Source organism: Dyella sp. SYSU CM1112 (assembly GCF_058216415.1).
Map to the genome: position 1 here is coordinate 42,297 of NZ_JBZEGI010000019.1, position 26,619 is coordinate 68,915.

The following is a 26,619-nucleotide window of genomic DNA, read 5'->3' on the forward strand; positions in this document are numbered from 1 at the left end:
AAAAAAATAGCTGTCGAAGCGTGAAATTGACGTACGTGCAGGCATTGCACCGTCAAACCGTCGGCGCACAAAGCTTCTTTTCTACTGAGGAGAGCGGAGTGCTATCGACCAGAAGGGTCGCCAGCAGACTATTCTATTTTCGGCATCTCGGGTGGAGACGCATCATCGGGTTGCTGAAGATAGCAACCCGATGATACGCCTTACGCGATGCAATGAGGTGATTTTTTATAGATGTCCCTGCGTGAGCTCATCAGCCAGCCGCGGCAGGTTGTAGACCTTGCGCACGGCTTCGACCAATGCAGCCGTATCCACCGCTACGGCGCGGTTATTGCTTCCGTCGTAAACGAAATCACCGCCGAGCGAATGGATATTGCCGTCGAAGATCAGACCGACGGCATGTCCCTCACGATCGATCACCGGACTGCCGGAGTTACCGCCGATGATGTCGTTGTCGGTCACGAAGTCCATCGGCGTATTCATATCAAGCTGGCCCTGCGCTTTTACCCAACTCTCCGGCAACTTGAACGGATCGGCACCGGTAGCGCGCTTATACAAGCCGCTGAAATAAGTGAAGGGCGGCACCGGCGTACCGTTTTCATTCCAGCCCACGACCTTGCCGTAGGAAAGACGCAGCGTGAAGGTGGCATCCGGATAACTTGAGGTGCCGTCACGGTCGAAACGCGCCTTGGCGATGGTTTCATCGGCCTTGTCGGTGGGCGCCTTGACTTCATCTTCGTAGGCTTTGCGGATCTTGCGTGCCTCTGGGTCGATCTGGCGTGCCAGCACGATCATCGGATCGCTGGATGCTTCGATGGCCTTTTCGCCGCCCTCCCACAATTGCTTGCGCGCGGCGACATTGCCCAAATGCGTGCCACTGACCAGACGCTGTGCAAGCTCGTCAGGTGATTGCTTGCCGAGCACTTGATGCACAAGAGGATCGTCCGCCCCTAGTACCTGGCGCAGTTTTTCCAACGACCAGGAAAGCATGGTCTGCTCATATTGCGGATAGACGGGGACATCCGACTCCAGCGCTTGCTGCACGGCCGGGAGATTGGCTTCACGGAATTCGGGTAACCGTTCACCATCCGGCTTGCTGCGTTCGGCAGCGGCCCGCACCAAGGTTCGCGCGTCATCGAACAGTTGCGCAAAACGGCTACCGAAACCCATGCCGCGCTCGATCATGTCATAACGTGCCTCCAGCTCCTTGCTGCGCTGCTGCGCGCGCGCAAGGTTGGCCCAGGGGTCGCCGTATTTAGCGCGACGTTCCGGTGTCGCAGCCATCCACGCGCGCAACGAGGCATCCTGTTGCTGCTTGTGCTCGATGAAATTTTCGTCGGCCAGCGTCTGCAGCCAGCCATTGAACACCTTGATGGAATTCTCCACCAGGAAACGCACTTCCTGCGCTTCCTTGGCCTGTTCGCTACCGAACCGGCCGTACTGCCACAACACGCCACGCAACTCCGACAACAAACCGTAGAACGGCACGAGCCGGTAATCGCGCATGCCGGCCAACTGGATCCACGGGATGCCGCGTTGTGTCGAACCGGGATTACCCACCACGAAGGTCATTTCGTTGGCCTTGGGCCCCTGGGTATCGAACTTGAAGAATTGCGGGGTGTTTGCCGGCTTGCCATTGACGTAAGCGCGGAAGAACGTTACGTCCAGGTCATAGCGCGGAAAATTGAAGTTGTCTGGATCGCCGCCAAAGAACGCAATGCTCTGCTCAGGCGCAAACACCAGTCGTACGTCCTGATAACGACGGTACTTGTATAGGGCATAGCGTCCGCCGTTGTAGAGCGTGATCACGTCGCATCGCCAGGTCTTGGCGTCGCCGTGCACGCAGGATTGTTCCAGCTTGCTATCGATTTCGCGCTCCGCTTTTACACGTTCTGCACCCACTTTACCGGTGATAGCTGCATTGACTTGCGCAGTGACATCGGTGATCGACTCCAGTTGGTTGAGTTCGACGTCAGGGCATTTCGGTTCGTCCTCCTGCTTGAGCGCGACGTAACCGTTGGACATGTAATCCTCATGGCCTTTCGAAAGCTGCGAAAGACAGGAGTTGGCACAATGGTGGTTGGTCATCACCAGGCCATTGGCGGATACGAAAGAGCCCGAACAGCCTTCAGCCAGACGCAGTGCCGCATGCTGGACCAGATCGATCCACTGCGGACTGGGGGTGAAACCGTAGCGCTGCTGCATCTGCTTGATCGGCAGATGGTCCAAGGTCCACATGCCTTCATCGGCCATCGCGGTTCCTGCTGCGACGACAAGCATGCCAGCCAATACAAAACCGAACACCTGCCTCATAGCGATATCCCCTCTGCAGTGCACGATACAACCAGTATGAGAGGAACGTTACAACATAACAACGTGACCCTTGGCACAGGGTCGTGGAGCCTGCCGAACCTAGCGGGCGTGCCCTGACGCCATGGCCGCACCATCCATGGGTTGTGGCTGAGGCACGACAAGCCGGTCGATGTCGTAACCTGCGTCAGCCCATGCGTCGAGCCCTCCCAGCAGCGGACGCACTTTCCGGTAGCCCTGCAGCACCAGCCCTTTTGCCGCTTTTGCCGCGGATACCTCATTTGGGCAGCTGCAATAGATGATCACTTCCTGATCGATGGATACGTGATCGAGATCGCGTTCGATCCCTCGCAAATCCACCATGACAGCGCCGGGAATGATGCGGTTATCGACGAGACGCGTAGCCTGGGAACGCACATCCACCACAACCGGGGCCTTGCCGTCCTCGATCAGGTCATGCAACTCGTCGACGGTGATGCGCGCAAGACGCAGCGAAAGCAGCAAGCGTTTGCGCTGCCACCATTTCACCAATACATAGGCCAGCAGCAACGCCAGCAGGAATTCGATCGCCACCGTGCCTGCGCTGGCCAGCACAAACAACACATGGTCGATTTGTTGGGAGAATGCATAGCCCAGCCCCACGACCAGCCCGATCCAGATCAACGAGCCGAGGGCGTCGAACAGCAAGAAAATCTGCGGCCTGAGCTTCATCGCCCCCATCAGCGGCGGCGCGATGGTGGAAAGGCCGGGCACGAATTTGGCGATCAGCAAGATCTGCCCGCGCCAACGCTGGAATCGCAATTCGGACTGTTTTACGCAGGAGTCCGGCGATAGCGAAATACGGCACAAGGTACGCATTACGGTCGCCCCGAAACGACGCCCCGCCCAATACCAGGCCAGATCGCTGATCAGGCAAGCCACCAGTGCCACCAGGATCACCGCCCCCAGCGGCAGCTTGCCGACGGAAGACAGCGCACCCGCGACGACCAGCGTCGGCACAGCAGGCAACGGCATGCCCGCCTGCTCCACCAGAACATTGATGAAGACCAGCACCAAACCGTATTCGGCAATCAAAGCGACGATCGCGTGCGTCACTGGATGACCCTCGATCAGAACGTCTGCATCGTTGGGGTAGCCATAGTCTATTGCAAGCGGCAGACCGGGGACATGCCAGATGAAATCCGCTATCCCCGGTCTGATGGGTCCAAGTACGGCCAAAAGGCTTTCAGGCGCGCCCTAGCTCCGGCTCAACGGCAGTGGTGACGCTCGGCTTGGTATCCGCATCAAGCAGGTGCCGGAAGATCAGGCCGCCTACCGCACCGCCAACCAGCGGCACCAGCCAGAACATCCACAGCTGTTGAAGCGCCCAGGTTCCCTGGAACAAGGCAACACCGGTACTGCGGGCCGGGTTCACCGAAGTGTTAGTGACCGGAATGCTGATCAGGTGGATCACCGTCAGCGTAAGGCCGATGGCTAGCGGGCCGAAACCGGCCGGTGCACGATGATCTGTTGCGCCATGAATGACGATCACGAACATCGCAGTGAGAACGAACTCCGACATCATGCACGCCTGCAACGAATAGCCTCCGGGCGAGTGTGCGCCATAACCGTTCGATGCAAATCCGCTGGCCGTTGCATCGAAGCCCGGCTTGCCGCTGGCTATCACATAGATCACGGCCGCTGCCACGATGGCACCCACCACTTGCGACACGATGTAGGGAATAACGTCTTTTCCACTGAACCGTCCACCGGCGTAAAGACCGACCGTCACAGCGGGATTGAAGTGTGCACCGGATATGCCGACGCACGCATAGGCCATGGTGACCACGGTAAGGCCGAAAGCCAGCGCCACGCCGAGAAAACCGATCCCCAATGCCGGAAAAGCGGCGGCCAGCACAGCGCTACCGCAACCACCAAGCACCAACCAGAAGGTCCCAAAAAATTCAGCACAGAGTCGTTTGAACATAATCGTCTCTCCAATCAACGAAATGATGAGCGAATCGCTGTGTATGTCGTTCGTGCGACGTCTTACGTCCCCCTGGCACCACCATGGCTTTCCCGACCATGAATGGCCGGACGGTAATAACACGGCTTTCGAAGAACCGGAAGGGGGCATGGCCCATTGCCAGGGCCTGATGAGCAACGATATGCACGGCAGATCATCTGTGGCACGTTATGGCTTTAGCCACTGCAAGTGTCCTCCAGAAGCTTTATGCAAAAGCACTGCGATACCGACATCGTGCACAGCTGGTACGACAATGCCGGCGCTTGGACGCGCGCAGTACGCGACGGTCTGATCGAAAGCCGGCGCATGGTGACGGATCAGGCGATTATCCAGGCGGTGCTGGAAGTTCGTCCGCGATCAGTGCTTGATGTGGGATGCGGTGAAGGCTGGCTGGTTCGCGCGCTGTCTGCGCAGGGTGTGGAAGCAGAAGGCGTGGATGCCGTGCCGGAACTGGTGACGCATGCACGCGAAGCAGGTGGAACGTTTCGCGTTGCTTCGTACGAAGACATCGGTACCGGGCAAATCGTCTGCCACAACGATGCCGTAGTCTGCAATTTTTCGCTGCTAGGCGAGCACTCGGTCCAGCGCCTTATCGCGTCGCTTGCGATGCAGATGCCTCAAAACGGCTGGCTGATCGTGCAAACCGTGCATCCCGTCATAGGGTGCGGCGAGCAGGCGTATGCTGACGGCTGGAGAGAGGAGCACTGGTCGGGATTCGGCACCGCCTTTCCCGCGCCCTCCCCTTGGTACTTCAGAACGCTGGCTAGCTGGATCGCGTTGCTTCACGCATCGGGATGGAACCTCTGCGAGATACGTGAACCACTTCATCCCGCCACAGGTCGACCGGCTTCGATTATTTTCATCGCCAAGCGAGCTTGAGCAAGACCTTCAACGCCGCATGAAAACGGGATGCGTCGCCATCGGCAACGCATCCCGTGGTTGTCCCCGAACCGGTCAAAAACCGGCTCGAAGCGAAGATCAGAGTGCTGCGTCCTTGAGCTTCTTGAGCGGACGGATCTTCACCTTCACGGTGGCAGGCTTGGCGGCGAACCACTGCTCTTCCTTCGTGAAGGGGTTGATGCCCTTGCGCTTCGGCTTGGCAGGCACATTGACGGCTGTGATCTTCAGCAGGCCAGGCAGGGTGAACATGCCGGCGCCCTTTTTATGGATCGAGGCATGCGCAACGCCTTCCAGCGCGGAAAGTACGCTACGCACATCCTTGGATGCGAGACCCGTCGTTTCGGCCAGGTGTGCAACCAGACCGGACTTGCTCAGTGCTTCCTTGATCGGCTTGGGAGCTGCGGCGGCTTTAGAAGCCGTTTTGCCTTTTGCTGCCTTCGTCTTTGCCATGGACTACCCCATCGTTATTTGGATTGTTGAAATGCCTTTCGGCGAGCAGAAATGTAGGGGAAATTTGCGGTTTCGCCAACTGGCAAATGCAAAAAAAAGCCCAAAAGATGCGTAAAAAAGGTTCAAACCGCCCCCGCAGCCCTAATGAAGCAAGCTTTTTGCCAGCATGAACAGGGCCACCGCCACGATCACGACGGCAAAAAGGACCGTAAGCGCACCACGTGTATGGGACAATTTTTGTGCTGCCAACATGCCGCACCAGCCGCCTGCAATGCCACCGACAACGAACTCGCACGCGAATGGCCACACGACCAGACCGGACACGGCGTAATTGAGCGCCGCCGTCAAACCGAAGGCTCCCACGCAAAATAGCGATGTGCCGATCGCTTCGATCATGGCCATGCCGCTGGCAAATACCAGGCCCGGCACGATCAAAAAACCACCACCGATGCCGAAGAAGCCGGCAAGGCTACCGGCCCCGAGTCCTACTACGGCAAGCCGCGGAAAGGCATGTGCATGAGGATAACCCGTGCCGTCATGCGCGCGTTTACCACGCAACATCAGCGCTGCAATGACCAACATGAGCAATGCAAACAAGATCAGCAGGCGGCGCCCATCGATCACCTTGCCCAGGCTCGACCCGAGATAGGCGCCCAACACGCCGGTCGCAGCAAACATGAAAGCAGCGCGCCAGCGCACATGCCGCATCCTGGCGTGCGGTATCAGGTTGGCGAAGGCATTCACGGCCACGGCCAACGCACTGGTCCCGATCGCCCTGTGCGGGTCATGCAGGCCCACGATATAGAGAAGCAAAGGCATCGCCAGAATCGACCCGCCTCCGCCGATCAAAGAAAGCGAAAAACCGACGAGCGATCCGCACAGGACAGCAAGGAGATCGTGCGAGGGAATCAAGCTCGTACCTCTGTAGCATCAGGGAGCATGAGCATTAAACCGAGCCCGGCCGGACTCTGCATCCTAGCGCCATCGCCGAGATCGTCGATGAAAGGGCGACGAAACCGCACTATCGGTGTATTACCTGCATCCAGGCACCGGTCTTCGCGTCTTGCCTATGACGATCACCGTACAGGCCTGCTCCTTTTCTTTTCTGACGACTTTCTCATGGCCGGCCGCTTGATCAACGGCGATACACAAGTTGATCTGGGCAGCGCACGCCGCGTCAAGTATGGATCGCTGAGTTAATGGTGCTTGTCTTGGCGCCAGCAGCCATGATTGCTGTGTTCTGGTGCTTCGTGCGTCGTCGCGAACGCCTGCGGCGCAGGCGCTGTTCGTGAGGCCAGTTAGTCTTATGCATTCCCCAGGGCATCGCATTGCTGTCTTACTTCATATCGTCGTCAGGCGGCGCTTTGGCGACGATGTCTTTGTATTGCGCCGGTGTCATGCCGGGAAGGCTATGCACAAATGCGACGATGCTCCAAAGCGTATTGTCGTCGTGGGTGACGCCCCAGGCCGGCATAGCGCTCATCTTGATGCCATGTTTGATGATCCAGAATGCCTTGTCCGGATCGATCCGCTCCTTTGCCAGATCCGGAGGTTGCGGATAAAGACCTGCGCGCAGTTCAGATTTGCGCATGCCCGGCGCAAGATGGCACGCCGTACACATGGCGGCGTATTGCCCGGCGCCCTTCAGAATCAACGCCGGATCGTCCAGGTTGGGAACTTTTATCGCAGCAGCATGCCGCTGCACTGACCGGTTTCGAACCAGTGACAGGAAGCGATAGGTCAGCGGCCAGTGCGGCGAATCCGCACCAACGTTGTAGAGACCCGACCAAGCGAAGCCATAAACAAAGACAACCAACAACACCGCTGCTGCCAGAAAACCCACAAGACCCTTGCAACGTTTCATCATTTAAATCCTCGATTACATCCAAAAGCGGATGCCGACAACAATCTGACGATCGAACACAGGCTGACGTTCATCACGCGCAAACCCTGCCGTTGCGCCAAAGCGACGTACCCATGCCAAGCCTACGTAGGGTGCCCATTGACGTGTGACCTCATAGCGAAGTCTCAGACCAAGATTCGCGTCCGATAGGCCGCTTCCGACACCTTGCGCCGGATCGCGCTTACCGTAGAGATTGACCTCAAATTCCGGCTGCAACATGAGGCGCTGGGTAAAGCGCAGGGTGTATTCGACGCGCCCGCGTGCAGCCAACCGGCCTGAATGGCCCACGTAGGCGGTCGCCTCCAGCTCAAGCCAATAGGGAGCAAGACCCTCGATGCCGAATGCGGCCCAATCGCGGTGTGGTCCTATGCCGAGATCGTGCCGCACGCCGAGTTGCGTATTCCAGAAGGCCGAAACAGGATGATTCCAAAGCGCCTCCACATCGCCGTCTTCAATGTGGCCGCGGCTGCTTTCACCCTCACTGCGCAGCCATAGTTTGTTGTCGTCATTACCGTACCAAGCCTCCGCCTCCCAGGCACCGCCATGGCCATCATAGCCGTTGAAAAATTCCAACTGATCGATCAGCAACATCGCATGCGAAGCATTGTCGTTCATGCCCACGTTTAGCATAGGCTGCCCATCAGCCACGGCCTGAGTCTGCGCCACGCCCAAGGCAGGCATGAATCCAATCAAACATGCCAGCACACTGCGGCACCCGTTGCCGGATATGCACAAATATCCGCTCATGCCACGACCACCTCGCGGAACATGCCCGCCTCCATGTGATAAAGCATGTGGCAGTGATAAGCCCAACGCCCCGGATTATTCACGGTTACGGCGTAGCTGATGCGTTGCGCCGGTTGTACGTTGATGGTGTGTTTGCGAACCAGGAACCTGCCATCCGTGCTTTCCAGTTCGCTCCACATGCCGTGCAGGTGAATCGGGTGATTCATCATGGTGTCGTTGATCAACACGATGCGCAAACGTTCTCCGTTGTGGAAGCGGAGCGGTTCGGACTGGGAGAATTTCACACCGTTGAATGACCAGATGTAACGCTCCATGTTGCCGGTGAGATGCAGAGTGATGTCTCTGCCCGGCGCGCGGTGATCGATGGAACCGCCGACAGTATGCAGATCAGCATAGGTCAATACGCGACGCCCATTGTTTCGTAAACCTGCTCCGGGATCGTCCAGATTCGTGCGTGGATGTGCGACGTGCATATCCACGCCCGGCCCCGTTTTGAGTGGAGGGACAGCTGTATGATTTTCCGCCTGCATCGACATGCCGGCCATGTTTGGCATGTCTGGTGTATGCGTCATGCCGTGATCCGACATGGCGCCCATCATGTCCTGCATACCAAGCCACACACGCGGATCCATAGCGGGTATCTCGGCTTCCATTCCATAACGAGGGGCGAGCGTGCCGCGTGCAAAACCGCCGCGGTCAATCGACTGTGCGAATACCGTATACGCGCGATCTTCCTGGGGTTCCACGATCACGTCATAGGTTTCCGCAACCGCAATGCGGAACTCATCGACAGAAACAGGTTCTACGTCCTGGCCATCAGCGCTCACCACGGTCATCTTCAAGCCGGGTATACGCACATCGAAGATAGTCATCGACGAGCCATTGATGATGCGTAGCCGGATCTTTTCACCAGGATGAAACAGGCCTGTCCAGTTCGACGCCGGAGCATGGCCATTGAACAGATAGGTGTAGGTATATGCAGAGACATCGCTGAAATCGGTGGGATTCATGCGCATGGCATTCCACATCTTCCGCTTGGCAAATGCTTCGCGCAGCCCCTCCTTTTGCGCATCCCGGATGAAGTCCGTCACGGTCGGCATGGCGGTGTTGTAGTAGTCGCTTTGCTTTTTCAGGCGCGCAAAGATGCTTGCCGGGTTGTCATCCGTCCAATCATTGAGCATGACCACATAATCGCGGTCGGCGACCACGCGTGGCGCGTTGGCTGGATCGATGATCAATGCGCCATAGACACCGGTTTGTTCCTGGAAAGCCGAATGCGAGTGGTACCAATAGGTTCCTGATTGCCTCACCTTGAATCGATAGACAAACGTGTCGCCGGGAGCTATGCCGTCAAAACTGACACCCGGCACCCCATCCATGCGAAACGGCACGATGATGCCGTGCCAATGGATGGATGTGGGAGCGCGTAGTCTATTGGTGACGCTGAGCCGCACTTCCGTCCCTTCCTTCCAACGCAAAATAGGCCCAGGCAAGCTGCCGTTGACAGTGGTGGCGATGCCGGACACACCGGTGTAATTGACCGGCGTCTGACCGATTTCAAGCGCAAAGTCCGTACCGGATAACAAGGCAGGCGCCCGGTGGCTTATCGCGTTAGACGCGTTGGCCGGACGCCATACACCCAGCGCAGCGGCTGCGCCGCCCAGAGCGACGCCCTGGATGAATCGTCGCCGCGACAGATCTGTCGCGTACGGCGAATAAAACGTATTCATGAGATCACTCCATGCAAAGCGGAATAGCTCGCATCGCGTGCTTAAAAAGCGCGCGGCAAGTCAAGCAAGGTGAGTAGTGGAGCGATCAGGCCGCCGGCGGCCGCAACGGAGGAATAGGATCAAGACCAGGCGTATCCATGCTCCGCATGGGGACGTAATGCTCAGGCCCCCATGCGAGCGCGAATAAAGCGGGCACTGAGGGAAGCATCATACCGCCGCACATCGCATCGCAATGACAAGCTCCGCACGAGACCTTGCCGCAGCAGTGACTTGCATGAGCGTGAGGCGCGACGGTCATAGGATGTTGCGACATCTCCACAGCGACTGTTTTCGCCATGCCGCCACCATGCAACGCCATACCTACCGAAGCGATAGGCATGGTCACCGCCATCAGCAACCAGGCGAGCATGGCAAACATGCACGTATAAGGCTGCACAGCAGAACGCTTGAGGGAGGACGAGAAGAACATGAGGAGGCAAGCTTATTATCACTGCGCTGCATCCTCAACCGCTTCAGGCATCACTTCACCACGTTGGCCTGGCTGTAAGCCATATACAGCCCAATTTTGTCGCCAGTCTTCAGGTTTACCATGGAGGAAGGTGGAAAATGCACTCTCAGTGCCATGCCCTCTGCCATCACATCCACGATGCCGGTCTTGGGGTCTGCCTGCGTCACGGTCGCAGGCATTGTGTGCATGCCATGCATGTTGGCCATGGCTTGGGATGTGGAACTGTGCTGCATACCAGGTGTCTGACCGACCGCTTTCGGCATCATCCCTGGTGGGGCTTCATCCTGTGCGAAAGCGCCAACGCTGGTCGAACTTGCCATCAAGGCTGCCAGCAAAACCAATGCAGAACTTGCAAAAACGACGCGCATGATTTGCTCCCTCACCCTGCGTTGTCGCAAAAGTATGGAAGCCGCAACGTTCACGCGATCTGAAAATGACTATAAAACGGCGAGCATGGCTCATGACTCGGGCACATGGGCGAACCATGAAGCGTTATCGCGAAACACACTGCCTGCCCTCGCTTTGTGCTCAAGCAGAGGTGAAAATGGCCCCACCGTCGGTGCTCACGAAAAGCCCCGAAATCGTACGCCTCATCGCAAAAATCTTGTTCGCAACTCTTCTGCAATGATCAATATGAACTCTCACGGCATCCATACCATTGACACCGGTTTTGTACGACCGCAGTTCGATGCAGCCTATCTGGTTGTACACGGTGGACGCGGTGCGTTCATTGATTGCGGTACCAACCATTCGGTGCCTCGCCTGCTGGCCGCACTTGCCGATGCCGGCATGGATACGTCACAGATCGAATGGCTGATACTCACGCATGTTCATCTTGATCATGCAGGCGGTGCCGGTGAATTGATGGCGCGATTACCCAATGCGCGCCTGGTCGTACATCCGCGCGGCGCCAAGCATATGATCGATCCGTCGCAGCTCTGGGCCGGTGCGACCGCCGTATATGGCGAAACGGTGATGGAACAGTCCTATGGCCGCCTTCGACCGGTTCCTGCCGAACGTGTTGTGGAGGCGCCGGACGGTCACGTGGTTGACCTGCAGGGACGGTTGTTACGCTGCATCGATACACCCGGCCATGCGCGACATCATCTGGCCGTCTACGACGCGCATGCCAATGTATGTTTTACCGGCGACACGTTTGGTCTCTCTTACCGCGAGTTCGACACTGAACAAGGCCCTTTTATCCTTCCGACCACCACGCCGGTGCAGTTTGATCCACAAGCGCTGCATGCCTCGATTGATCATCTGGTGGGGTTGAAGCCGGCTGCGATGTATCTCACCCATTACGGACGCGTTGATGGCGTGCAGCAACTCGCCGTCAAGCTACATGCGCTGATCGACGACATGGTGGCCATTGCACAAGAAATGGTTGGCTCGGAGGATCGGCACCAGCGATTGGTGAACGCGCTCACCGCACTCTATGCGGCTCGTACCGCTGCACATGGATGGCGTGGCGACCGGGAAGCGCTCTTGCATTGGCTGGGGACGGATATCGAACTCAATGCACAAGGCCTTGGCGACTGGCTGGACCGGGACCGGCGCTAGGGCAAATCCTTAGCATAAAAATGCTGTGTCTTGCGCCGTACATAGCCCAACTGTTCATAGAAGGGATGCGAAGCCTCGCGGACGATATTGGAGCGTACTGACACTGTATGAAAACCACGTTGCTGCGCCCATTGCTCCGCTTCTGACACAAGCAAACGCCCTACTCCGCCGCCGCGAGAACGTGAGTCCACCACTAGACCGACGATCTCGATACGCTCGCCTGATTCGAGAGTATGGCGTCGTTCGACGGCGATACACCCGTGTAAACCACCGTGTCCCGCAACGACAGCCATACGATGATCGGGATGCGGCAACAGTATAAACAGTCGTTGGCGCACGGTTTCAGCGGAAGCCGCATAACCCAGCTCTCCAGCGAGCCGTGCTATCTCGGACGCGTCGTCGACGCGTGCCAGGCGTAATTGGCGTTCATCGCTCATCACGAACAAACGCTCAAGCCAGTCTTGCGCCGTTCGGCACCGGGCGTTCCACCGTGGTGATGACTACTCCCCGATCGGTATGAAAGCCCGTAAGCAAAAATTGGGATCGGAAAGGCCCGACCTGCTTTTCGGGAAAATTGATGACTCCGACAATTTGTCGCCCCACCAACGATTCCGGCGTGTATAGCGCGGTAATCTGAGCGCTGGTTTTACGCTCGCCGTAAGGACCAAAATCCGCCCAGATTTTCCATGCGGGCTTACGCGCCTCGGGAAAGGTTTCGACCCGCGTTATCGTGCCCGCCACCATCACGACCTTTTCGAAATCGGTCCAGGTAATTTCCGCTGAAACCGTTGCTTGCTCGCTCATCCTTCCAGACTCGTCTTGAACCAGTCATTGAATTCCTGCCACCAATAGCTTGCCTGTGCTGCCAGAAATCCAAAGGGTTTGTAGGCACTGGCAAGACCGTAATCGGCAAATTGCTTCCATGTCTCGTTTCCCTCCGCAATTGCGGTGGCAAGAAGCTCGCCGGCGGCGCAAGTCGGAGCAAGACCATGACCTCCGAATGCTTGAGCCCACCATAATCCGTCACCATCGGTACCGATTTGCGGCATTTGGTGGCGCGCATAGCTCATCAAACCTGACCATGCATAATCGATGCGCACACCCTTTAGCATCGGGAAGACTCTCAGCAAATCGCGCAGCAATACGTTGCGCACAGCTAATGTGGAGCGGTCACGAATCGAAATACGCCCGCCCCACAACAAACGTTTATCGGGTAAGGGCCGGTAATAATCGAAAGCAAATCGTGTGTCGTAAATGGCGGCCTGGGTCTGCAGGCATGCATCGAGACGTTCGCCAAGCGGCTCGGTCACCATGACATACGTGGCTATCGGCAATACGGCGCGGTCGATCTGCTTATGCAGCCCAGCCAGATAGCCTCCGCAGGCGAGTACAACCTGTTCGGCCTGCAACTCACCTTGCGGTGTGCTGATTCGCCAGTGAGCCCCTTCACGCCGCAGACGCCACACGTCGCTGTCTTCATGGATGCGTACCCCCTGCTCTGTGGCGGCAGCGGCTAATCCAATAGCGTAATTCAATGGGTGAAGATGCAGCGCATTGCGTTCGTATAGACCGTCGAAATACCGTTCGGTGTGCACACGTTCACGCAATTCTTCCTGCGGCAGCCAATCCCAATGCACGCCGTAATACTCGGCGAGCAAGCGCTGCCGTTTGCGCAGCACAGCGGGATCACGAAACCAATTAGCCCATATCACACCCTTGTCGATCATGCAGCAGTCAATCGCATAGCGCGTGACACGTTCGCGTATGCGCTGCACGCCGCTGGTAGTGAGATCGAATAACTGCTTCGCCCGCTGTGGCCCCAACTGACGAAGCAAGGCCTCTTCACCCAGCGAATAGCCGCCGAATACAAACCCTCCATTGCGTCCAGACGCACCAAAACCGACCTGCTGCCGCTCCAGCACGATGACGTCGCGCATTCCGCGTTCCGCAAGCCCGAGGGCCGTATTCAGTCCCGCAAATCCGCCGCCGATGATCGCAACGCGAGTTTCCTGGCTCCCCTGCAACGGCGCGTAACGCTCGTACGGAGTTGCCGTGGCGCGGTAATAGGAAGGAACCTGGGATTGCTTCATGCCTGTGATGCGCAAGTTGCAGGGCGGACGGCCGAGCATAGCGCGTACGGGACGCAGGCGCTTGGGTGTCTTGAGGCGACGCCCTCACACCGTCTTCGACCGGCGCGAGGGTTACATCATCAAAGCTTGCTCGCGATGTCGCGAACGGTTTGGGCCAACGCCGGATCCTGCATGGCCATGTGGATGGTCGCACGCACCAGACCTGCCTTGTTGCCGCAATCGAAACGGGTACCCTCAAACCGATAGGCAAGCACCTTGCCCTGTTCGGTCAGCAAGGCTTCGATTGCGTCAGTCAACTGGATTTCTCCGCCTGCCCCGGGTTTGGTCTGCTCAAGCAATTGAAAGATGCGTCCTGGCAGTACATAACGGCCGACGACGGCCAGATTCGAAGGTGCATCGGCCGGCTTGGGTTTTTCGACCATGAAGCGAATGCGGGCGCTACGTTCGTTGATCGGTTCGGCGTCGACAATGCCGTACTTGTCCGTTTGATCATGAGGCACTTCTTCGACCGCGATGACACCGGCTCGCTCTTCCTCGGACAACTCGGCCATCTGGCGCAAAGCACCTTTGCCGCGGTTCCAGATCAGGTCGTCCGGAAGAATCACGCCAAACGGTTCGTCGCCCACGACGGGTTTGGCACACAACACGGCATGCCCCAGTCCCAGCGCTTCGGGCTGGGTCACGAAGATGGCGCGTACATTGCGGGGAAGCGTACCTTGCACCAGCGCCAACAGCTCGTCCTTGCCCTTTTCCTGAAGCTTGGCTTCCAGCTCATAGGCTTTGTCGAAATAGTCAGCGATCGCGTGCTTGTAGCGATTGGTGACGAACACCAGCGTATCGGCCCCCGCGTCGACAGCTTCATCGACTGCGTACTGAATCAGGGGCCTGTCCAGAACAGGAAGCATTTCCTTGGCAACAACCTTGGTCGCCGGAAGGAAGCGCGTTCCAAGGCCTGCTACGGGAAACACCACCTTGCGCAATGGTTTACTCACTCACTTCTCTCCAATTTCGTTACGGCGGAGCGGTACGACATTGTTTGGTTGGGCAACATCGTTCCAGGAGAATGACGGAAGCAGGTTTGACACGCACTGCCGCAGTTCTTCCTCGTCGTACTGCCGTACGGCGTCGGCGGCCCTAGCCATCTGCGCCTGCAGCAGATCCCAGGAAACCGGGCGGTGCTGTGCAAGAAATATCTTGTTGTGTGTCGTCGCGCTGTAGTTTTCCAGCGGATGGAACAATTCTTCGAACAATTTCTCGCCTGACCGCAAGCCCGTGTAGACGATGGGTATTTCGGTACCGGGTTTCTTGCCGGCGAGGCGGATCATCTGTTCGGCCAGATCGCGGATCTTGATCGGTTCACCCATGTCCAGCGCAAAGATCTCTCCGCCACGCCCGATTGCGGCAGCTTGCAGGATCAGCTGCGTAGCCTCCGGAATGGTCATGAAGTAACGCGAAATTTCCGGATGGGTCACCGTAATGGGTCCACCGGACCGGATCTGCTGGCGGAACAGAGGCACTACCGAGCCGGCCGAATCGAGCACATTGCCGAATCGCACAGTGATGAAATGGGTCTGCGAATGTGCATTGAGGTTCTGGCACCAGATTTCCGCAACGCGCTTGCAGGCGCCCATGATGCTGGTCGGATTGACCGCCTTGTCAGTGGAAATCAGTACGAAACACTCGACCCCTGTCTCGTGAGAAAGGTCGGCAACCGTGCGTGTCGCCAGCACATTGTTGCGAACGGCGGTGCGCAGTTGGCCTTGCAGCATGGGGACATGCTTGTAGGCCGCCGCATGGAACACCACTTGCGGCCTGGCTTCGCTGAACAGCCGGCGCATCGCAATGGGATCGCCACAGTCGGCCAGCACGCTATTGAGCAACAGCTCCGGATATTGCGCGCGAAGCTCCTGTGAAATCCGATACAGGTTGTATTCGCACGATTCCACGATAGTGAGTGCATGAACGCCGAGACGCGCTACCTGCCTGCACAATTCCGAGCCGATGGAGCCACCACCGCCAGTTACCAGGACGCGACGTCCTGTCAAAGTCTCGCGAATGCGCGTCCAGTCCAGTTCTACAGCATCGCGCCCCAGAAGATCTTCGATCGAAACTTCCTTGATCTGATTGAACTGCGCACGCCCGGCCACGACATCTTCGAGCTTGGGCACGGTGCGATAAGGCAAGCCCGTGGAATCGCATAGCTCCACCACACGACGCATCTGCCGCGCGCTTGCGCCCGGCAACGCAATCAACAGCATTTGAACGGCCGCTTCCTTGGCGACTTCCGGCAGCTGGTCAAAGGTGCCCAACACCGGTTTGCCATTGATGTGTGCGCCTCGTAGCGACCGCTGGTCATCGACGAATCCCACGACCATGTAGCGCATATCCCGGTGCAAATCGCGCGCAAGCGCTTCACCGGCGCGATCGGCGCCCACGATCAAAACACGCTGTGTCTTGGCGCTCATGAAAAGATCGATGCGACTGTCCTTCCAGAAGCGATAGGCCAGCCGCGGCGTTCCCAGAAAGAGCGCCAGTACGAAGGGATAGAGCAGCAGGATCGAACGGGGCACACCGTCCAGGCGACCGTACAGGAACAGCGCTACGCCAATGGCAACCGTGCCCACGATGGCGGCACGCAGGATGTTCCACAGATCCGGCAAGCTAGCGAAGCGCCAAACGCCTTTGTAGAGGCCGGTCCATGCGTAAACCAGTCCCTGCACGGCCAGCACAATGGGAAATTCTAATAATCCAAATGTCACGGAAAGCTGAGGATCCAGGGCGTACCGCAATTCCTTGGCAACCCACCAGGCAAACGCGGTAACCAGCAGATCGTGGGCAACCACGGCTGCTCTTGGATGAACTGTCCCGACCCATTTACGTATGGACATGACGAACCTTGTATCGATCTCGCCGGATCAGCCTGCGTTTGGCGAAAAGCCATACCGCCGCGCCGATCGCATAAGTGACGATGCAGGCTATGAGCCCCATCCCTGGTTTGGTGAATGCCCACATGGCAAGAGGGGCTGCCATCAGCAGGTTCCACCCTAGATACCACGCCGCTCCCACCGCATGCGTGTAACCCTTGCGCACAATCCATTGATACAGATGTTCGCGGTGGGCAGTGTACCAGCGACGCCCACTCAGCATGCGGACCAGCAGGGTAAGGCTGGCATCCGTCACGAAGCCTGAACTCAGGATCAGGGCCGGCCAGACCCGCGCTTGATCCACTTGCCAAATCATGGCCGTGAGCGCGAATACCAATAAACCCACGCTACCACTGCCCACGTCCCCCATGAAAATCCGGGCGGGTGACCGGTTGTAACACCAAAAACCTAAACAAGCCGCCGCCGCGCATGCCGACGCCCCCGCCAGGGCCGGCTGCCCCATCCCCCATTGCAGAAGGGCCAATCCCCCGGCTACGAAGATGCCTTGCTGTGCAAGCAAACCATCGATGCCATCCATGAAGTTGTGCAGGTTGACGCTCCATGCGCCGCCCAATATCCATAACGGTAACCACAGCCAGTGAGGACTGTCCCCCATCAAAGCCAATGAAAAAAGTGCGACAGCAAGGATCTGAATACCGAAGCGCGGAAGCACAGGCAAAGAGCTATGGTCGTCCCACCATCCAATCCATGCCGTCAGCAACAGCGAGAGGACCAACGTCATCACGACGTGAAGAGACCATGCCGGCTGACCAAGCAGCAATGCCACCGGCATCATGAGCAGGCACGCCACCACAATGCCGATACCGCCACCGCGTGGCGTGGGTACCTTGTGTGAGCGGCGGCGTCCGGGCTGATCGTACATACCGCGTCGTTGCGCATAGGCAATCGCCGTGCGCACGATTCCCAGCGAAATCAGAAAGGAAAGCAACACGACCAGAACGATCGGGGCGAGACGAGCCACGATCGCCTCACTCATTGGCAACGCCGTGGATAGGTCGGATGGTGCTCCAACCTTTGCAACTGGGACATTGCCAGTGATGCGCCTTGGTGCCGAACCCGCAATGGCTGCAACGGTACATCGCCTGCCCTTCCAGCAACTTGCGCGTGAGATCGCGAAGAATCAAGAAATTCTCCCGCGCCTCACCTTCGATCTTGTCCATCGTGGCATCAATCAGCGCCATCAGGCCGCGTACCGAGGGGCGCTGACGCAACTGCGACGTAAGGAAATCGATGGCCGGCTTTTCACCGTCGCGCTGCTGGTATAAGTGCGTCAGCGCAAGCACTGGCGAAATACCGTGATAGCGCCCCAGGATTTCGCGCAAAAAATGTTCGGCACGCTCCATCTGTGCGGAGCGCGCATAACTATCGAGCAAGGGCGGCAGAATTTCCGGCACGAAAGCGATGTCCGCAGCAACGGCGCGCTCGTAAACATCGACCGCCTCCGCATGATGGCCTTCTTCGGCATGCAGACGTCCGGTCAACATGTAGGCGCGCACGCACTCAGGCTGACAGGCAAATGCCTGTTGAAGATATTCGCGCGCCTCGGCGCGTGCGCCATGCTGGCGCGATTGCTCGGCCAATTCGCAATAGAACTGTGCAATGGTGGTTGCTTCTTCTTCACCCGTCATCGCCTCCAGACGACGGGCATGTTCGATGGCCTTGTGCCAATCGCGCTCGTGTTGATAGATCGCTATCAAATGGCGCAGCGCGGACGGAGCATGCGCATTCATCGCTACCAGATCGGAGAACAAGGCTTCGGCACGGTCGAGCAAACCCGCTCGCATGTAGTCCTCCCCCAGTTCCAATAGCGCGACAGTCTTCATGCCTTCCGACAGGCCGGGCCTGGAAACGAGATGCTGATGCAAACGAATGGCCCGATCCACTTCACCGCGACGCCTGAAAAGATTGCCTAACGCTAAGTGCGTTTCTACGGTATCGCGGTTGTATTCAGCCAACTTGAGGAACACCTCGATGGCTTTGTCCTGCTCTTCGTTGAGCAGGTAGTTCAAGCCTCGGAAATAATCGGAGGACAGCTCGCTGACCTGGGCTCCGGAACGCCGCACACCGGCGCGCCGCGCCGTCCACCAGCCACTGAGGAAAGCCGCCGGTATCAGCAATGCCAGCAGCGTATAAAGAGCACTCATGGTGTCTTCGATGCCCTTCCCTGATTTTTTTCGGTCTGCCGGCGAGCGCGGCGGTGCTGAGCTGTAACGCCCAGCCAGGCCGTCAGCCCACCCAATATCCAGCCCAATGCAAGCATGACCAGCAGCGCCGCTCCTTTAGGAACCTGGACACGCATAAACGCGAGGTCGTAGCCGACGAGGTCGGCATTAAGTGCTCCGAGCACTACTCCCCCGGCGATGAACAGCAGCAATAGCAGCATTACGATCAGTCGCATCGTGCGACTTTACCTGATTGGCTGTGCACCTCACAGACGTATGTGAAGAGCGATTCAGCCCCAATGTTCGTTTTGCTGCTGATCCAAAAAAAGAAAAGGCAGGATCGGCTCAAGGCCGCCTGCCTGTCGGACTAAGCGTAAGGGAACGATCAGCTGTTTCGCTGTGCTTGTTCCAAATGCATGTTGACACGCTCCCGTAATTCCTTGCCAGGCTTGAAGTGCGGAACATGCTTGCCGGGCAGCGCTACGGCTTCACCCGTCTTGGGATTGCGGCCCATACGCGGCGGGCGGTAGTGCAAGGCGAAGCTGCCAAAACCGCGAACTTCGATACGTTCACCACTAGCCAGGGCTTGGCTCATTTGTTCAATGACGTTCTTGACCGCCAACTCGACGTCGCCAAACGCAAGATGGGTCTGGCGCCTTGCTAGCGCCTCAATCAGCTCGGATTTGGTCATGGGTCCCCAATGTCCGTGACGTGGAACGAGTTGGGGCGGCAAAGTTGCCGCCCCAAACAAGTACTTGATCAATCAGCCTTGTTGAGCTGTTCCTTGAGCAGCGCACCAAGCTTGGTCGTACCACCCGACGCGGACGAGTATTCGGCCATGACGTCTTGCAGTTCTTCCTCATCCTTGGCTCGGATCGACAAAGACAACTGGCGGCCTTTGCGGTCCATACCGGTGAACTTCGCCTCGACCTTGTCACCTAGCTTCAGATGCTGAGTGGCGTCATCGACTCGCTCCTTGGCGATATCGCTGGCGCGCAGATAGCCCTCGACACCATCGCCCAGATCGATCACAGCACCCTTGGCATCCACTTCCTTGACGGTACCGTTCACGATCGCACCACGCGGATGGACGGCCATGAAGTGGCCGAACGGATCCTGCTCCATCTGCTTGATGCCGAGGGAGATGCGCTCACGCTCCGGATCCACGGCCAGCACCACGGCTTCGATCTCGTCGCCCTTCTTGAAGTTGCGAACGAGGTCTTCGCCGGAGGCCTGCCAAGAGATGTCGGACAGGTGCACGAGGCCATCGATACCGCCATCCAGGCCGATGAAGATGCCGAAGTCGGTGATCGACTTGATCTGGCCGGAGACCTTGTCGCCCTTCTTATGCGTGGCGGCGAAAGCTTCCCAGGGGTTCGAACGGGTCTGCTTGATGCCCAGTGAGATGCGGCGACGTTCTTCATCTACGTCCAGCACCATCACTTCGGTTTCATCACCAACCTGCACTACCTTGGCCGGATTGACGTTCTTGTTGGTCCAATCCATTTCGGACACGTGGACCAAGCCTTCCACGCCCGGTTCGATCTCGACGAAGCAGCCATAATCGGTGACGTTGGAAACCTTGCCGAACAGGCGGCTGCCGACCGGATAGCGACGCGAGATGGCGACCCACGGATCGTCACCCAGCTGCTTCAGGCCCAGCGAAACGCGGTTGCGCTCACGGTCGTACTTCAGCACGCGCACGTCCAGCTCGTCGCCGACATTGACGACTTCGGACGGATGACGCACGCGCTTCCATGCCATGTCGGTAATGTGCAGCAAACCATCGATGCCGCCTAGGTCCACGAACGCACCGTAGTCGGTGAGGTTCTTGACCGTACCCTTGACCACCGCGCCTTCGGTCAGGCGCTCCAGCAGCTTCTCGCGCTCTTCGGAGAACTCGGTCTCGACGACGGCGCGGCGGCTGACCACTACGTTGTTGCGCTTGCGGTCCAGCTTGATAATCTTGAATTCGAGATCCTTGCCTTCCAGGTACACCGGATCGCGCACCGGACGCACGTCGACCAGCGAACCTGGCAAGAACGCGCGGACATCCTTGATGTCGACAGTGAAACCGCCCTTCACCTTGCCGGAGATCTTGCCGACAATGGTCTCTTCCTTGTCGAAAGCCTGCTCAAGGTCGTCCCACACCATGGAACGCTTGGCCTTCTCACGGGAGAGCTTGGTCTCGCCGAAGCCGTCTTCCAGTGCGTCGAGGGCCACCTTCACCTCGTCGCCAACGCGCACTTCCAACTCGCCGTCTTCGCTCTTGAACTGCTCGATCGGAACGATGCCTTCGCTCTTGAGGCCAGCGTTGATCACGACGACGTCGTTGCGGATTTCCACAACGATGCCGGTGACGATGGCACCCGGCTTCAGCTTAGAAATGGCCTGTTGGCTCTGTTCAAACAGCTCGGCAAAACTTTCAGTCATGTTGATTCCAAAAATAAGAAAAGGCCCTAGACCCACATGCGCGCCGTCGGATATATGCGCAATGGGTAGGCCCACCGGTTATGGGTGATCAGGATGACTCCCTCGCACCGTTGACCCAAAACCCCATGCCGCGGCATGAAGCACCAAAACCGCCGCGACCCAGTTACGGTTTCACGACGGCCAAAACCTTAGCGACCACCTCTTCGATGCCCATGCCGGTGGTATCCACCAACACTGCATCATCGGCGGGCTTGAGCGGGGCGACGGCCCGCGATGCATCGCGGGCGTCACGCGCTTCAATTTCGCTCTGAAGAGCGGCAAGTGTAACGCTGAGCCCCTTTTCCTTCAACTGCTTATAGCGTCTTTTCGCCCTCTCGGCCGCGCTCGCAGTCAAGAACACCTTGTACGGCGCATCCGGAAAGATCACTGTACCCATATCCCTCCCATCAGCCACCAACCCCGGCGACCTACGAAAGCTCAACTGCTGCTCTATCAATGCTTTACGTACGGAGGGCACCGAGGCGATAGCGGAAGCTGCCGCACCTGCCGTCTCCGTCCGGAGTTCGCCTGTGGCGTCGTGCCCGTTGACGATGACGCGAGTTTCGCCATCATTAGGCGCCGCACGAAACTGGATCTTCGTGGTTTCCGCGCATCGGGTGACTGCTTCGGCATCGGCTAAATCCAGCCCCGCCATGCCGGCGGCATAGCCGATCGCTCGATACAGCGCGCCCGAATCCAGCAGCCGCCAGCCCAATTGCTCGGCGACCCGTCGGCTGATCGTGCCTTTTCCCGATCCGGAGGGACCGTCGATGGTAAGTACGGGCACGGACGGGCGTGTTTGCATGGACTGACCTGATGGCACGGGAAGTGCTTAGCTTAACGTGTTCACAGGGGTGCCAGACGCATGCTTTCCCGTTCCCAATCCATCACGACCCCACAGCCGCCGTCTTCCATGAACGAGCTTCACCGCCAGTTCGAACAGGCCGCCACCAACATCCGGCGACTCAAAGAACGGCCAGATAATGACACATTGCTCAGCCTCTACGCGCTTTACAAACAAGGCACGCAGGGTGATGTGCACGGTTGTCGCCCAGGCTTTTTCGATTTCATCGGCACAGCTAAACAAGAAGCTTGGACACGCCTGAAGGGCATGCCGCAAGACGAAGCCATGCAGCAATACATTGCGTTGGTACAACAATTGCTCGACTAGTCTTGGACCTGCCGCTCAGGGGCCACTTGCGTCCCTCACCAATACGCGGCACATTCATACGATCGTTTGAAGACGGTCCGCGAATGAGCTACCCCCATCTGTTCGCTCCACTCCCACTGGGGCACGTCACCTTGTCCAACCGCATCCTGATGGGATCGATGCATACCGGGCTGGAAGACAAGGCTTCGGATTTCGACAAGCTTGCCGCTTATTTTGCCGAGCGTGCGCGTGGCGGCGTGGGACTCATGGTCACCGGCGGCATTGCGCCGAGCATCCAGGGATGGCTCAAGCCTTTTGGCGGTCGCATGACTCTCCCTTGGCATAAGCCACGGCATCGCAAGATCACCCACGCCGTACACGCCGAAGGCGGCCGGATCTGTATGCAGATCCTGCACGCGGGACGCTACGGCTATCACCCGCTGTCAGTCGCACCCTCCCCTATCCAATCTCCCATCACCCCTTTCAAGCCGCGTGCATTAGGCGCACGTGGCGTCGAGCGCACGATCAACGATTTTGTCCACTGTGCCCAGCTGGCTCGGGAAGCCGGCTACGACGGCGTGGAAGTGATGGGTTCGGAAGGTTATTTGATCAATCAGTTCACCGCAGCGCGCACCAATCATCGACGCGACACATGGGGCGGAGACGCGACGAGACGTATGCGTTTTGCCATTGAAATCGTGCGACGGATGCGCGAAGCCGTTGGCAAGGACTTCCTCATCATCTACCGGCTATCCATGCTCGATCTGGTCGAAGATGGTCAGGATTGGCAAGACATCGTGACCTTGGCGAAGGCTATTGAAATCGCTGGCGCCAGCTTGATCAACACCGGCATCGGCTGGCACGAGGCGCGCATTCCCACCATCGTCACCAGTGTGCCGCGCGGAGGCTTTAGCTGGGTCACGAAAAGACTCAAGAATGAGGTCTCGATTCCGCTGATTACCACCAACCGCATCAACATGCCGGAAGTGGCCGAGCGGATTCTTGCCGAAGGCGAAGCGGACATGGTCTCCATGGCTCGCCCCTTACTGGCGGATCCGGAATGGGCACTCAAGGCGAAAGCCGGTCGCGGCGAACGCATCAACACGTGCATCGCGTGCAACCAAGCCTGCCTTGATCACGTCTTCCAGAATCAGCGCGCAAGCTGCATGGTGAATCCACGTGCCTGCCATGAAACGGAGCTGCGCGTAGTTCCAGTAGAAACCGGCAAGCGCATTGCTGTCGTCGGCGCAGGACCCGCCGGTCTTGCTTGTGCCACCACGCTGGCGGAGCGCGGCCATGACGTCACCCTTGTCGAAGGCTCCGATCAGATCGGCGGCCAATTCAATTACGCCAAGCGCATCCCAGGCAAGGAAGAATTTCACGAAACACTTCGCTATTTCACGCATCGATTGACCGATACCGGTGTCCATCTGCGACTGGGATGCCAAGTAGATGCAACATGGTTCAACACTCACACCTTTGATGACATTGTGATAGCTACTGGCATTACGCCGCGCCGTGTAAGTTTTCCGGGCAGCGACGATCCGCGTGTACTGAGCTATCTCGATGTGCTGGCGCGGAATCATCCTGTCGGCCCGCGTGTCGCGATCATCGGCGCAGGAGGTATTGGTTTTGATGTCGCCGAGTTTCTCGTCGAGCACATTCCTTCCCCAACCACGGATGTCACACGCTGGACTCGCGAGTGGGGCATAGACATGACTCTCGCGCATCCAGGCGGCCTGCAATCGCCGCAACCAGAACCACCAGCGCGACAAATCTGGCTATTGCAGCGCACTGCGGGCCGGCCAGGTGCACGCCTCAACAAGACGACCGGCTGGGTTCACCGGGCAACATTGAAAAATAAAAACGTCGCCATGCTCGGCGGCGTCACCTACGACTGCCTGGATGATCGAGGCCTGCACATCACCATCGATGGCAAATCGCAGGTACTGGAAATCGATCACGTCATCATATGCGCAGGGCAAGAACCCAATCGCAACCTCGCCGACACGCTCGTCACTCAAGGCCGCTCCGTTCACGTGATCGGCGGAGCCGACGTCGCAGCGGAACTCGACGCAAAACGAGCCATTGCCCAAGCCACACGGCTTGCAGCAGAACTTTAAAAAGGATCCGCAAACCCTTGCGGCAGAAGAGAAAGGAAGCGCCCCGCTAGCGACGCGTCGGTAGTGGCTCTGGGGAAGGAGGCCGAATACCGCGGGGGTAGCGTCGCTGCGGGGCGAGGGTCAACGCCACTCGGGGGGAGGGGGTCAGTGGCGTGACGGAGAGCATATTATGATCGACCCGATACAGAATCAAATATATATTTAGGGCCCCACTTATACGAAAGTCATATATGTTTGATTTTCGCCAACTGCGCTACTTCATCGCCGTCGCCGAAGAGCTGAGCTTCACTCGAGCCGCACAGCGCCTGCACCTTTCACAGCCCCCCCTCTCCCAACAGATCCAAGCCCTCGAGCAAGACCTTGGGGTGCGTCTACTGGACCGCGACAAGCGCAATGTCACGCTGACAGCCCCGGGCCAACTGTTCCTCGACCAAGCCCGTCAGATATTGGCCATGGCTGAGGACACCCGGACCCGCGTCGCCGAGGCCGCTGCAGGGTTCAGTGGCCATCTGAAGCTGGCCTACACTGTCTCGGTCTCGTTCCATCCCGCCCTGCCCCAAGTTCTGCTCAGATTGGGGCAAAACGCCCCCAACGTGAGGATCTGGCTCAGCGAGATGTATACGGAGCCGCAATTTTCCGCCATTCGAAACGGACAGATCGACGTCGGCTTCGTACGTGATATCCCTACCCACGAGGACGATGCCCGCGCACTGCGACTGGATGTGATCGATCGCGAGCCATTGCTGCTTGCCCTGCCAGACGGCCATCGCCTGGCGGAGCGCCAAAGCATAGAATTGGGGGAAGTTGCCGGCGATCCGTTTGTTATCCAGCCACGGGAATTGGCCGCTACGTTATATGACCGCTTGGTTCGATTGGCAGCTAAAGCCGGATTTCATCCGGTAATCCGACAGCAGGCCCAGCAACTTAACGGTCTGATCGCCCTGGTTGCTGCCGGCATCGGCCTAGCTTTGGTGCCCGCCAGTATGCAAGTGGTAAAACTCTCCGGCGTTAGCTATGTGCCGCTAGCCAACCCTGAAGCTTATCTACTGTTGGCCGTGGCGAGCCGGAAGGAAAATCCCTCGCCCGTGGTCACTCAGTTCCTGGAGACCGTCAACGACGCCAAGGCGGCGCTGGGCTTGTGATAAGTGCTTCAAATAGTTATACTTGCGCGCTTTCGTTCAGCCATATCGTTTCAGGAGCCTGCCGTGAAGGTGCTTTCCTCTTTGAAGTCCGCCAAGCAGCGGCACCGCGACTGCAAGGTTGTGCGCCGTCGCGGCAAAGTGTTCGTGATCTGCAAGAGCAACCCGCGCTTCAAGGCGCGTCAGCGTTGATCGAGGTCGCGACTCACCGACATTGAAAAAGCCGCTCTCGAGCGGCTTTTTTTATACCCGCAATACACCGCTCGATGCCATTCATACCCCCCCGCAACGGCCTGACACGCGGAACACAAAGAAGCCACGCTAAGCAGCCTGTGTCAAAACTAGCTGCCGTGGCCAAGGAGGCGCCCTTCGCAAGAAGGGCGCCTTTTTCTTTGTGACGAGTTGAAGCGGGCGGATCAGATCGG

General features: G+C 58.1%; 26 protein-coding genes. 6 read left to right on the forward strand and 20 right to left on the reverse strand.

The features are described 5' to 3' along the window. Positions 1-225 precede the first annotated feature (225 nt). The 3 genes from AC4HNJ_RS19710 to aqpZ form a co-directional block, all read right to left on the reverse strand. Complete coding sequence (locus AC4HNJ_RS19710) at positions 226-2,310, reverse strand: S46 family peptidase (protein ID WP_490481318.1); 2,085 nt, start codon at positions 2,308-2,310, stop codon at positions 226-228. Between the two features lie 99 nt (positions 2,311-2,409). Further along, on the reverse strand, positions 2,410-3,402 hold the full coding sequence (locus AC4HNJ_RS19715; RefSeq protein ID WP_490481319.1) for a DedA family protein/thiosulfate sulfurtransferase GlpE: 993 nt from the start codon (positions 3,400-3,402) through the stop codon (positions 2,410-2,412). A gap of 130 nt (positions 3,403-3,532) precedes the next feature. Beyond that, the gene (aqpZ, locus tag AC4HNJ_RS19720; RefSeq protein ID WP_490481320.1) at positions 3,533-4,273 is read right to left on the reverse strand and encodes an aquaporin Z; all 741 of its coding nucleotides are present in this window, start codon (positions 4,271-4,273) and stop codon (positions 3,533-3,535) included. 246 nt (positions 4,274-4,519) lie between these two features. Between aqpZ and AC4HNJ_RS19725 the strand changes: the two genes are divergently transcribed. Then, the gene (locus AC4HNJ_RS19725; protein ID WP_490481321.1) at positions 4,520-5,191 is read left to right on the forward strand and encodes a class I SAM-dependent methyltransferase; all 672 of its coding nucleotides are present in this window, start codon (positions 4,520-4,522) and stop codon (positions 5,189-5,191) included. Between the two features lie 99 nt (positions 5,192-5,290). Here AC4HNJ_RS19725 and AC4HNJ_RS19730 read toward each other — a convergent pair whose 3' ends face one another. The 6 genes from AC4HNJ_RS19730 to AC4HNJ_RS19755 all read right to left on the reverse strand — a co-directional run bounded on the left by AC4HNJ_RS19730 (position 5,291) and on the right by AC4HNJ_RS19755 (position 10,918). Continuing rightward, entirely contained in the window at positions 5,291-5,662 is a 372-nt protein-coding gene (locus tag AC4HNJ_RS19730) for an HU family DNA-binding protein (RefSeq protein ID WP_490481322.1), read from the reverse strand. A gap of 141 nt (positions 5,663-5,803) precedes the next feature. Then, positions 5,804-6,574, reverse strand: a complete 771-nt coding sequence (locus AC4HNJ_RS19735; RefSeq protein ID WP_490481323.1) for a sulfite exporter TauE/SafE family protein — start codon at positions 6,572-6,574, stop codon at positions 5,804-5,806. A 424-nt stretch (positions 6,575-6,998) separates the two neighbouring features. Then, positions 6,999-7,526: a c-type cytochrome gene (locus tag AC4HNJ_RS19740; protein WP_490481324.1), complete on the reverse strand. Its 528-nt coding sequence runs from the start codon at positions 7,524-7,526 to the stop codon at positions 6,999-7,001. A gap of 15 nt (positions 7,527-7,541) precedes the next feature. After that, positions 7,542-8,246, reverse strand: coding sequence for a copper resistance protein B (locus AC4HNJ_RS19745; protein ID WP_490481325.1), 705 nt, complete (start codon positions 8,244-8,246; stop codon positions 7,542-7,544). 62 nt (positions 8,247-8,308) lie between these two features. Continuing rightward, positions 8,309-10,042: a copper resistance system multicopper oxidase gene (locus AC4HNJ_RS19750; protein ID WP_490481326.1), complete on the reverse strand. Its 1,734-nt coding sequence runs from the start codon at positions 10,040-10,042 to the stop codon at positions 8,309-8,311. A 519-nt stretch (positions 10,043-10,561) separates the two neighbouring features. Beyond that, positions 10,562-10,918 carry a hypothetical protein gene (locus AC4HNJ_RS19755; RefSeq protein ID WP_490481327.1) on the reverse strand — a complete coding sequence of 119 codons (357 nt, stop codon included), beginning with the start codon at positions 10,916-10,918 and terminating at the stop codon, positions 10,562-10,564. Between the two features lie 265 nt (positions 10,919-11,183). Between AC4HNJ_RS19755 and AC4HNJ_RS19760 the strand changes: the two genes are divergently transcribed. Further along, the gene (locus AC4HNJ_RS19760) at positions 11,184-12,113 is read left to right on the forward strand and encodes an MBL fold metallo-hydrolase (RefSeq protein WP_490481328.1); all 930 of its coding nucleotides are present in this window, start codon (positions 11,184-11,186) and stop codon (positions 12,111-12,113) included. Here the strand turns inward: AC4HNJ_RS19760 and AC4HNJ_RS19765 are convergent. The 11 genes from AC4HNJ_RS19765 to cmk all read right to left on the reverse strand — a co-directional run bounded on the left by AC4HNJ_RS19765 (position 12,110) and on the right by cmk (position 22,587). Beyond that, positions 12,110-12,550, reverse strand: coding sequence for a GNAT family N-acetyltransferase (locus AC4HNJ_RS19765; RefSeq protein ID WP_490481329.1), 441 nt, complete (start codon positions 12,548-12,550; stop codon positions 12,110-12,112). The two genes, AC4HNJ_RS19760 and AC4HNJ_RS19765, sit on opposite strands and share 4 nt — an antisense overlap. Before the next feature lie 13 nt (positions 12,551-12,563). Continuing rightward, positions 12,564-12,917, reverse strand: coding sequence for a tRNA-binding protein (locus AC4HNJ_RS19770; protein WP_490481330.1), 354 nt, complete (start codon positions 12,915-12,917; stop codon positions 12,564-12,566). Continuing rightward, a complete protein-coding gene (locus tag AC4HNJ_RS19775; RefSeq protein ID WP_490481331.1) occupies positions 12,914-14,203 on the reverse strand; it encodes an NAD(P)/FAD-dependent oxidoreductase in 1,290 nt (429 codons plus the stop codon). Before AC4HNJ_RS19775 ends, AC4HNJ_RS19770 begins: the two co-directional genes overlap by 4 nt. 119 nt (positions 14,204-14,322) lie before the next feature. After that, positions 14,323-15,195: a UTP--glucose-1-phosphate uridylyltransferase GalU gene (gene galU / locus AC4HNJ_RS19780; RefSeq protein ID WP_490481332.1), complete on the reverse strand. Its 873-nt coding sequence runs from the start codon at positions 15,193-15,195 to the stop codon at positions 14,323-14,325. Further along, positions 15,196-17,091 carry a polysaccharide biosynthesis protein gene (locus tag AC4HNJ_RS19785; protein WP_490481333.1) on the reverse strand — a complete coding sequence of 632 codons (1,896 nt, stop codon included), beginning with the start codon at positions 17,089-17,091 and terminating at the stop codon, positions 15,196-15,198. After that, the gene (locus AC4HNJ_RS19790) at positions 17,078-18,124 is read right to left on the reverse strand and encodes an MraY family glycosyltransferase (RefSeq protein WP_490481334.1); all 1,047 of its coding nucleotides are present in this window, start codon (positions 18,122-18,124) and stop codon (positions 17,078-17,080) included. Before AC4HNJ_RS19790 ends, AC4HNJ_RS19785 begins: the two co-directional genes overlap by 14 nt. Further along, positions 18,117-19,292: a lipopolysaccharide assembly protein LapB gene (gene lapB, locus AC4HNJ_RS19795; RefSeq protein ID WP_490481335.1), complete on the reverse strand. Its 1,176-nt coding sequence runs from the start codon at positions 19,290-19,292 to the stop codon at positions 18,117-18,119. Before lapB ends, AC4HNJ_RS19790 begins: the two co-directional genes overlap by 8 nt. Continuing rightward, entirely contained in the window at positions 19,289-19,546 is a 258-nt protein-coding gene (locus AC4HNJ_RS19800) for a LapA family protein (RefSeq protein ID WP_490481336.1), read from the reverse strand. The genes lapB and AC4HNJ_RS19800 overlap by 4 nt, the downstream gene beginning before the upstream one ends. Positions 19,547-19,695: 149 nt before the next feature. Then, on the reverse strand, positions 19,696-20,043 hold the full coding sequence (locus tag AC4HNJ_RS19805; RefSeq protein ID WP_490481337.1) for an integration host factor subunit beta: 348 nt from the start codon (positions 20,041-20,043) through the stop codon (positions 19,696-19,698). A gap of 26 nt (positions 20,044-20,069) precedes the next feature. After that, complete coding sequence (gene rpsA, locus AC4HNJ_RS19810) at positions 20,070-21,743, reverse strand: 30S ribosomal protein S1 (RefSeq protein ID WP_490481338.1); 1,674 nt, start codon at positions 21,741-21,743, stop codon at positions 20,070-20,072. A 163-nt stretch (positions 21,744-21,906) separates the two neighbouring features. Next, entirely contained in the window at positions 21,907-22,587 is a 681-nt protein-coding gene (gene cmk, locus AC4HNJ_RS19815; protein ID WP_490481339.1) for a (d)CMP kinase, read from the reverse strand. Positions 22,588-22,695: 108 nt separating this feature from the next. On the opposite strand from cmk, the gene AC4HNJ_RS19820 reads away from it, so the two are divergent. The 4 genes from AC4HNJ_RS19820 (at position 22,696) to ykgO (ending at position 26,386) form a co-directional block, all read left to right on the forward strand. Then, positions 22,696-22,953: an acyl-CoA-binding protein gene (locus AC4HNJ_RS19820; RefSeq protein WP_490481340.1), complete on the forward strand. Its 258-nt coding sequence runs from the start codon at positions 22,696-22,698 to the stop codon at positions 22,951-22,953. 83 nt (positions 22,954-23,036) lie between these two features. Then, positions 23,037-25,055: an FAD-dependent oxidoreductase gene (locus AC4HNJ_RS19825; RefSeq protein WP_490481341.1), complete on the forward strand. Its 2,019-nt coding sequence runs from the start codon at positions 23,037-23,039 to the stop codon at positions 25,053-25,055. A gap of 230 nt (positions 25,056-25,285) precedes the next feature. After that, a complete protein-coding gene (locus tag AC4HNJ_RS19830; RefSeq protein ID WP_490481342.1) occupies positions 25,286-26,197 on the forward strand; it encodes a LysR family transcriptional regulator in 912 nt (303 codons plus the stop codon). Between the two features lie 63 nt (positions 26,198-26,260). Further along, the gene (ykgO, locus tag AC4HNJ_RS19835; RefSeq protein ID WP_008215056.1) at positions 26,261-26,386 is read left to right on the forward strand and encodes a type B 50S ribosomal protein L36; all 126 of its coding nucleotides are present in this window, start codon (positions 26,261-26,263) and stop codon (positions 26,384-26,386) included. Positions 26,387-26,619: the final 233 nt, after the last annotated feature.